We start from the raw sequence: 9,073 nt of genomic DNA on the forward strand, positions 1-9,073 counted from the left end.
ACAAAACCGGCCGGGACATTAATCCCGGCCGGTTTACTGATCAGATCAGGTTTGCGGTGGTGCCGGGGCCCTTACGAGCAGCCCGTGGTGCTTCCGCAAGAGTCGCATTTCAGGCAGGTGCCGTTGCGGACAAGGGTGAAGTTGCCGCATTCAGGGCAACCGTCACCTTCGTAGCCTTTCATGCGGGCTTCGCGGATGCGGTCCATTTTGGCATCCGTTGCCGACATGACTTCTTCGCTGGCGTTCAGGATCGCGGTTTCGCTGCTGGTCGGGGCAGCGGTGGTTGCGATGCTGGCGGTTTCGGCCTGATGGCTGTGGCCATGATCATGCGATTGGGCATGATCGGTGCCGGTTGCCTTCATGATCACGCGTTCTTCGACCGGGGCACCGCCATCGACAACGTAAAGGTTGCGACGCACGAAGCCGCTGGATGCGACCTTGCGGATGGTTTCGATCGCGCGGTCTTCGGCCTTGGCTTCCTCGCCAAGGTCGCCCTCAGTCACACCCTTGCCAACGGCGTCCGGCAGAACGTCGGACGGCTGGACATGGGCTAGGTCGTTACGGCCCAGATAGGAAATGGCCAGTTCGCGGAACATGTAATCAAGGATCGAGGTTGCCATTTTGATGGCGTCGTTCCCGGAAACCATGCCTGACGGCTCGAAGCGGGTGAAGGTGAAGGCTTCGACATATTCCTCCAGCGGCACGCCATACTGAAGGCCGATGGAAACCGCGATGGCGAAGTTGTTCATCAGCGACCGGAAAGCAGCGCCTTCCTTGTGCATGTCGATGAAGATTTCGCCAAGTTTGCCGTCTTCATATTCACCGGTGCGCAGATAGACCTTGTGTCCGCCGACGGTGGCCTTCTGGGTGTAACCCTTGCGGCGCGACGGCAGGGAGCGACGGTCGCCACGAATGACGCGTTCGATGATTTTTTCGACGATCTGTTCGGAAACAGCGGCCGCCTTGGTTGCGGTCGGCTGATCGGCGTAATCGTCTTCTTCGACCAGCGCCGCATTCAGCGGCTGGCTGAGTTTCGAGCCATCACGATAGAGCGCATTTGCCTTGAGGCAGAGACGCCAGGACAGCATATAGGCGTCCTTGCAATCCTGGATCGAGGCATTGTTCGGCATGTTGATGGTTTTCGAAATCGCACCCGAGATGAACGGCTGTGCCGCGGCCATCATGCGGATGTGGCTTTCAGCCGACAGGTAACGTTTGCCGATACGACCACACGGGTTGGCGCAATCGAATACCGGAAGGTCTTCGTCACGCAGATGCGGGGCCTGTTCCAGCGTCATCGCGCCGCAAACATAGGTGTTTGCCAGTTCGATCTGCTTTTTGTCGAAGCCAAGGGCGGCCAGCATGTCAAAGTCCATGCTGTTGAGCGCCTTGGCATCAAGGCCAAGCTGCTTGACGCAGTATTCTTCGCCAAAGGTGTATTTGTTAAACACGAATTTGATGTCGAATGCGTTGGCAAGTGCGCCTTCGATTTTCGAAATCGCGTCATCGTCAAAGCCCTTGGCCTTGAGATCGTCATGGGTGATGGTTGGCGAACCGACCAGGGTGCCATGACCGACCGCGTATTTTTCAATGTCGCGGATCTGGCGTTCGGTATAGCCGAGCGTTGCCAGTGCAACCGGAACGGTGCGGTTGATGATTTTGAAGTAACCGCCGCCGGCAAGCTTTTTGAATTTCACAAGGGCGAAGTCCGGCTCGATCCCGGTGGTGTCGCAATCCATGACCAGACCAATGGTGCCGGTCGGCGCGATAACGGTGGTCTGTGCGTTGCGGTAACCGTGCTTTTCGCCCAGTTCCAGTGCCTTGTCCCAAGCGGCGCGTGCGGCAATCGGGAGTTCAGCATAGGGGGAATCGGCGGCAACCAGCGGCACCGGATTGATGGACAGGCCTTCGTAGCCTTCCTGTTCGCCATGTGCGGCACGACGATGGTTGCGCATGACACGCAGCATTTCCTTGGCGTTATCGGCATAGCCCGGGAAGGCACCGAGTTCGGACGCCATTTCGGCCGAGGTGGCATAGGAAACGCCACACATGATTGCGGTCAAGGACGCGCCAATCGCACGGCCTTCGTCGCTGTCATAGGGAATGCCCATGCTCATGAGCAGGCCGCCAATGTTGGCATAACCAAGGCCAAGCGTGCGGTAACGATAGGACAGTTCGGCAATACGATCCGACGGGAACTGCGCCATCAGAACCGAGATTTCCAGAACGACGGTCCAGAGACGCACGGCATGTTCATATGCCGCGACATCAACGCCACCATCATCCGAACGGAAGTTCATCAGGTTCAGCGACGCCAGGTTACAGGCCGTATCGTCAAGGAACATATATTCCGAGCACGGGTTGGACGCATTGATGCGACCCGAATTCGGGCAGGTGTGCCATTCATTGATGGTGGTGTCGTACTGGATGCCCGGATCGGCACAGGCCCATGCGGCTTCGCCCACCTTGTCCCACAATTCGCGGGCGGCAAGGGTTTTGGAAACCTTGCCATCGGTACGGCGGATCAGTTCCCAGTCACCGTTATCAAGAACAGCCTGAAGGAAGTCGTTCGAGACGCGAACCGAGTTGTTCGAGTTCTGACCCGAAACGGTCAGGTATGCTTCGGAGTCCCAATCGGTGTCATAGGTCTTGAAGCTGATTTCGGTGAAGCCCTGACGGGCGAATTCGATGATCTTGTTGATATAGCTATCGGGGATCATCACCGCACGGGCGGCCAGCACGGCTTCTTTGAGCTGCGGGTTGGCACGCGGCAGGAAGCGATCCTCGGAATCGGCGGCACCGTCCCAATTGGTGCAGGCAGCCAGGACCTCGGTCAGGTGCTTTTCGGCCAGTTTCGAACCGGCGACGAGGGCCGCGACCTTCTGTTCTTCGATGACTTTCCAGTCGATATAGTTTTCGATGTCCGGGTGGTTGATATCCACCACGACCATTTTGGCCGCACGGCGCGTGGTGCCGCCCGACTTGATGGCGCCCGCAGCGCGGTCACCGATTTTAAGGAAGCTCATGAGGCCGGAAGAACGGCCGCCACCCGAAAGGGTTTCGCCTTCGCCGCGCACATTCGAGAAGTTCGAACCGGTGCCGGAGCCGAATTTGAACAGGCGGGCTTCACGGGTCCAGAGATCCATGATGCCGCCCTCGTTGACGAGGTCATCGGAAACCGACTGGATGAAGCAGGCATGGGGCTGCGGATGTTCGTATGCGCTGGCCGATTTGGTCAGTTCGCCGGTTTTGAAATCAACATATGAGTGACCCTGCGCCGGGCCATCAATGCCGTAGGCCCAATGCAGACCGGTATTGAACCATTGCGGCGAGTTCGGCGCACCCATCTGGTGGGAAAGCTGATAGCGCATTTCATCGAAGAAAGCCTGCGCATCGGATTCGGCATCGAAATAGCCACCTTTCCAGCCCCAATAGGTCCAGGTGCCAGCCAGACGGTCAAAGACCTGGGTGGCGCTGGTTTCGCTGATATAGCGCGATTCCGACGGCATTTTTTCAAGCTTGGCCTTGTCAGGCGCCTGACGCCAGAGCCAGGACGGAACGTCCTTTTCCTTGACCGGTTTCAGCGCGACCGGAACACCCGCCTTTCGGAAGTATTTCTGCGCAAGGACGTCACTTGCCACCTGCGACCAGGATGACGGCACGTCGATATCCTTCATTTCAAAGACCACCGATCCATCGGGGTTTTTGATGACGCAGGATGACTTACGAAAATCGATGTCTGCGTAAGGGCTGACACCTTCCTGGGTGAACTTTCTGCTGATCCGCATGGTCTGCTCCGTTTTGGTCAGACTTGATGTCGTGCGCATAAGCACCAACACGGCCTGAACATTACATAGTTTGCTCAACGCTCATACGCTGCCCCCTGGCCCTTATAAATGGCCATGATTGGGCGAACGGAATTCGGTAATCTGTGGTGGTGGTTCCTTGGTTGTCCCCCCTTGGAACCGTCCTGTCCGTGGGCAGGACTATAAGGGGAAAATTTCGGGCTCGTCCACCAAACTTTGTGGTTGACATCAATTTTTATCACTAGATGTAGTGGTTCAATTGATGCCGCGCATATTTGATGTTTGGAAAATCTCGTTAAGATTGTTTAAACGCGCTGCAAGCCCGCGGAATACTGCGCTTTTGCCGCGGCGGCGGCGAGGGCAAGCCCGTAAGACTCGGACTACATATTGTGCCGGGACGAGATAACCCCCACAACGCAAAAACAAGCTAACGCCGTTTGGATTTGAAATCCAGCATCAAGCGCAAACAATCTTGTTTCCGTTGTTTTGTTAGCACGAAAAAGTTCGATAACATTTTGATATTTATGTGAAAATCGTTGGTTCCGTCCGGCGCGAATTTTCAAGCCGGGCAGGGTATGTTTCAAAACGTTCGCGTTGAAATGCTGTGGATAAACAGGTGGACAAGGCGGCGTGATGATTGTGTTGCAATGAGTCGGGCATACACAAGTGGTTGTGGGTTGTTTTGGCGGTATTTTCGCGGAGTCATACCCCATATTGTGTGTCTGTGGCGGTTTCGGGCGACCGTGTGCGGGAAATGCGGTATCTGCACCTGTCTGAAACATTGACTTTGCGCTAACATCACGACATATAAGGTCCTTATTGACCGCCGGACACAGGCCGCGAAATCAGGCCCGCCAGCAAACACCGGTTTGCACTTACGGGCCTTTTGTCTGCGCGCCGCCAAAGGCGGAAGAACCAGATCTGGAGAGAGACCACACATGGCCACCGTCGGGACCCGCATTTTTACCGCGCTGTATGGCAAACGCGTCGGCGAAGACCGTTTTGGAAATATCTATTATACCGAAAAGAAAGCCGCCAATGGTCGCCGTGCGAAACGCTGGGTGATCTATAAAGGTATTACCGAAGGTTCCAAGGTTCCGGCTGAATGGCATGCATGGCTGCATTACACCGTTGATGCGCCGCTGTCGGAAAAGGCCGAAGACCGTTATGACTGGCAGAAAGAACATCTGCCGAACCTGACGGGAACCAAGCATGCCTATCGCCCGAAAGGCCATGAATATAGTGGCGGCCAGCGTGCGAAAGCGACCGGTGACTATCAGGCATGGTCGCCGGAAGGCTGATCAAAGATCGATATATTCTGCATCCGGGCGCGACAACATGTTGGCGCCCGGTTGTGTTTTTAGCGTGTTTTGCCCAATGGTGATTGACTCGGTTGTTTTTTCGGGTCGCACAAGACAATATGCAGATCAACAAGATACCAGAGACGGATCGTATCCATGAGCAACAGACTGATCGAAAGCCTTGCCGGGGCAGCCGTAATCGCAGTGGCGGTTGGCTTTGCGGCCTATTCCTATTCCCGGGCGGGCATCGAGTCTGTTGACGGATACGAACTTTCGGCAAACTTCAACAGGGTTGACGGTTTGGTGGTTGGCAACGATGTGCGGATTTCGGGGGTCAAGGTTGGCTCGGTCACGGCACAGGAATTGAATCCGCAGACCTATATGGCCGTCGTCAGGATGACGGTGCGTTCGGATATTGAATTGCCGACCGACAGTTCGGCCAAGATTGCATCGGACGGTTTGCTGGGTAGCAAGTTCGTGTCGCTCGAGCCTGGCGGGGATATCGATATGCTGGCCCCGGGTGGCGAGATTGAATACACGCAAGGGTCGGTCAACCTCGAAGAGCTGATCGGGCAGGTGATTTATTCGTCCGGCGGTGGTTCAGGTGGCGGTAATAATGAGTCGGGTGGCAATTCATCGGAAAGCCCGGAATAGGCAGAAACAGCAGACCGGCAAGGCGGCCATGATTTTGCCGGTTTTGCAGGTCAGTTTCCCCCGAGTATCCTTTGGGCAGCTTGCGGAACGCGATGTCGACACCGATATTCTCGGCAGATATCCAGAGCAGATCGAAAGGCAGCGGAGCCAATTGATGAGCAAGTCTGAAAGCATGAACAAGAATTTCCCGACATGGCAGGACCCGAAAGGGGCGCCGCTTTCATGTGTGGAGAAAATCAAGGTTCTGAACGAGAATTTCGGCGAACTGCGTGAAATGATGCAGGACGCCATGGAAGACGCGTTGCTGATGGGCTGCGACGAGGAACAGTTCCGCCAGGTGATGCGCAGCGTTGTTGAAGAGCTGCACAATCCTTATGGCAAGCCAGACGATCAGGACTAAATCATGAAAATCAGAATTCTGGCGGGCGCAGCAGTTGCCGCAATGACTTCGGCAGCGACCCTGACATCTGCCTTTGCGCTGGATTACCGCCCCGCACAGATCGCCCAGCTTCAGGGGCTTGATAAAATCACCGCGCGTATTTCAACCTTTGAAGTGCCGGTCGGGCAGGTGGCTAAATTCGGCACCCTTTCGATCCGGGTGGATGCCTGTTATCGCACACCGCCGGAAGAACGTCCGGAAAGTGCCAGTTTCCTTGAAATCTCGGACCAGCGCGAAGATGCCAGTGGCACGGTTGATCAGCTGTTTTCCGGCTGGATGTTTGCATCCACTCCCGGTCTGTCAGCCCTTGAACATCCGGTTTATGACGTCTGGGTCAAGGAATGCATTGATGCAGGCAATCAGGGAACCGGGGCCAGCGAACAGGGGCAACCGGCACCTGCGGAATAATCTTGCCGCCGGGAATGCGTGATGCGCCATGTGTCCCCAAAACCTTCCGATCATCAATTGTTTCCCAATGCTGGCCGATGCAAAGTATGTCGGCCGCAATTGTTTGGATGGGATGATTTGTGACGGCGTGATTTTAAGCGGTTTTACGTTACGTCATGCGGGGGATTCGCAGCTAATATGATGCGCCGTTTGCCTGTTGTTGCGCGAAATTGCGGCCAAAGTGCAGTGATTTTAGTTTCAATATAAGACCGTTCTCATTCTGGATAAAATAAGGCGGAAACGCCGATGATTGTTTCCATATGAGAAAATGAGTGTTGCGGACTGCCCGGCTTGAGGGCGAGGTTGCGGACTGTCATCCTATGGTCAGTTTGTTGCGATGCGATATTGGCGTCGAACGATTTTGAAACAAGGGATGTGCATATGTTTACTTCGTTGAAAAAGGCCGGTTTTGCACTGGCGATTGTGGCCGGTTTTTCGGGGGCGGCTTTGTCGGCACAGGCGGCCGAGAGCTATAAAATGGATCCGACGCATACCAGCGTGATCTTTATCGTCAACCATCTTGGTTTTTCGAACTATCAGGGCCGTTTCGGTGGTGCCAGTGGTGAACTGACACTGGATCGTGAAAATCCGCAAGCTTCGTCGGCGATCATTTCGATCGATCTGACCAAAGTCGATAGCGGCCTTGAAGCGCTTGATAACCATATGAAATCGGGTGATTTCCTTGATGTTGAAAACCACCCGACCGCGACGTTCAAAAGCACCTCGGTCGAGCTGACCGGTGAAAAGACCGCAACCATTACCGGCGATCTGAGCCTGCTTGGCGAAACCAAGCCGCTGATCCTGGACGTGACGCTGACCGGCGAAGGCGATCACCCGATGACCGGTGATCATGTTCTTGGCTTTGGCGCGACCGGTACGGTGACCCGTTCGGAATATGGCATGAACTATCTGGTTCCGGCTGTCAGCGACGAAGTAGAACTTCAGATTTCGGCCGAGTTCCTGAAACAGAAATAATGATACAGACACACCGGCGGCGGCAGATGATGGCCCCGCCGGTGTGTCTGTTTTTGATCAGAAAGGATCACATATGGCGCTTCGCAGTACGCAAACGGGCTTTGGTCCGGTGACCAAGGGGTTTCACTGGCTGATTGCGATCCTGTTTGTCACCATGTTTGCGATTGGCTGGTATATGGATCTTCTGCCGCTGGGACTGGAAAAGCTGGCATGGATTTCGCGCCATAAATCGATTGGTGTGACCATCCTTTTGCTGGTGGTTTTACGCATCATCTGGCGTCTGACCGAACAGACACCGGAAGGGCTGGGCGAAAAGGCATGGGAACGTCAGGCGGCGAAGCTTGCGCATTTTGCCTTGTATGCCGTGATGCTGGCCATGCCGCTTAGCGGGTGGCTGATGTCGTCGGCGGCGAATTTCTCGGTCAGTGTCTTTGGCCTGTTCACCCTTCCTGATCTGGTCGGTCCGGACAAGGTACTTTATGAAAAACTGCGGTTTACGCACTGGATATTGTCCTGGGCGATTGTCTGCCTTGTCGGGCTTCATGTTGCTGCCGCATTCAAACATCATTTTATCAATCGCGATGCGACGCTCCGCCGGATGCTTCCGGGGACGGGAAAAGGGAATTGATCATGACGTCTTTGTTTAAAAATATTCTGCGCGCTTCGGTGGTTGTTCCGGCGATTGCCATTGGCGCACCGGCCTTTGCCGCTGATCAGTGGCAGGTCAAAGCCGATGACAGCGATATCGAATTTGTTGGTACCCAACTGGGTGCGGATTTCGAGGGCGAGTTCAATAAATTCACCGCCGATATCGTATTTTCGCCGGATGATCTTGCCGGGTCGAAGGTCAGCGTTCTGATCGATATTGCATCGGTCGATACCGAAAATGCCGATCGCGACAGCCAGATCATTTCAGCAGACTGGTTTGATGTCGCCCAGTGGCCGACAGCAAAGTTTGAAACCAAGTCGTTCCGGGAAGTTGGCCCGGGCCAGTATGAAGCACTGGCCGATCTGACGATCCGTGACGTGACCAAGGAAGTTGCGTTACCCTTCAAGCTTGAGATCGAGGGCAATGAAGCCGATGCCGAAGGGACGCTTGTGATCAAGCGCACCGACTTTGGCGTCGGGCAGGGTCAATGGAGCGATACCAGCCAGGTTGGCGACGAGGTCACCATTCGCATTGATATCGAAGCGACCCGATAATCCGGATCATTGTTTGGTTCTGATCGATGTAAAACAGCCGCCCATCGGGGCGGCTGTTTTCATTTGGGTCGCAGAGTTTAGTAGAGATCAGCTTTGGATCAGGCCGAGGCGCTGCGGCGCAATTCGGCAAGGAAGCTTTCGACGGCTTCGTCGAGGGACACGGCTTCGGTGACGAGCTTTTCGGCGGTCTGGGCAAGCTGGGTCGTGCCTGATGAAACCTTGCCGGCATTGTCATTGACGGTTTCGAT

8 protein-coding genes are annotated in these 9,073 nt (G+C 55.2%); 7 read left to right on the top strand and 1 reads right to left on the bottom strand.

What is annotated here, in order from left to right:
* Positions 1–71 precede the first annotated feature (71 nt).
* Positions 72–3,788: a vitamin B12-dependent ribonucleotide reductase gene (locus tag TH468_RS20320; RefSeq protein ID WP_085646276.1), complete on the bottom strand. Its 3,717-nt coding sequence runs from the start codon at positions 3,786–3,788 to the stop codon at positions 72–74.
* 956 nt (positions 3,789–4,744) lie between these two features.
* Here TH468_RS20320 and TH468_RS20325 point away from each other — a divergent pair.
* From TH468_RS20325 to TH468_RS20355, 7 genes are all read left to right on the top strand, one after another.
* The gene (locus tag TH468_RS20325; protein WP_085646261.1) at positions 4,745–5,107 is read left to right on the top strand and encodes an NADH:ubiquinone oxidoreductase subunit NDUFA12; all 363 of its coding nucleotides are present in this window, start codon (positions 4,745–4,747) and stop codon (positions 5,105–5,107) included.
* A gap of 156 nt (positions 5,108–5,263) precedes the next feature.
* Entirely contained in the window at positions 5,264–5,761 is a 498-nt protein-coding gene (gene mlaD, locus TH468_RS20330) for an outer membrane lipid asymmetry maintenance protein MlaD (RefSeq protein WP_085646262.1), read from the top strand.
* 154 nt (positions 5,762–5,915) lie between these two features.
* Positions 5,916–6,161 carry a hypothetical protein gene (locus tag TH468_RS20335; RefSeq protein WP_139834775.1) on the top strand — a complete coding sequence of 82 codons (246 nt, stop codon included), beginning with the start codon at positions 5,916–5,918 and terminating at the stop codon, positions 6,159–6,161.
* Between the two features lie 3 nt (positions 6,162–6,164).
* Positions 6,165–6,608, top strand: coding sequence for a DUF2155 domain-containing protein (locus tag TH468_RS20340; RefSeq protein ID WP_085646263.1), 444 nt, complete (start codon positions 6,165–6,167; stop codon positions 6,606–6,608).
* A 420-nt stretch (positions 6,609–7,028) separates the two neighbouring features.
* On the top strand, positions 7,029–7,622 hold the full coding sequence (locus TH468_RS20345; RefSeq protein WP_085646264.1) for a YceI family protein: 594 nt from the start codon (positions 7,029–7,031) through the stop codon (positions 7,620–7,622).
* Between the two features lie 73 nt (positions 7,623–7,695).
* Positions 7,696–8,250 carry a cytochrome b gene (locus TH468_RS20350; RefSeq protein ID WP_085646265.1) on the top strand — a complete coding sequence of 185 codons (555 nt, stop codon included), beginning with the start codon at positions 7,696–7,698 and terminating at the stop codon, positions 8,248–8,250.
* Positions 8,251–8,252: 2 nt separating this feature from the next.
* Complete coding sequence (locus TH468_RS20355) at positions 8,253–8,825, top strand: YceI family protein (protein ID WP_085646266.1); 573 nt, start codon at positions 8,253–8,255, stop codon at positions 8,823–8,825.
* The last annotated feature ends 248 nt before the right edge of the window (positions 8,826–9,073 follow it).

Origin of the sequence: Thalassospira sp. MCCC 1A03138, assembly GCF_002115785.1 — a bacterium.
Lineage (GTDB): Bacteria > Pseudomonadota > Alphaproteobacteria > Rhodospirillales > Thalassospiraceae > Thalassospira.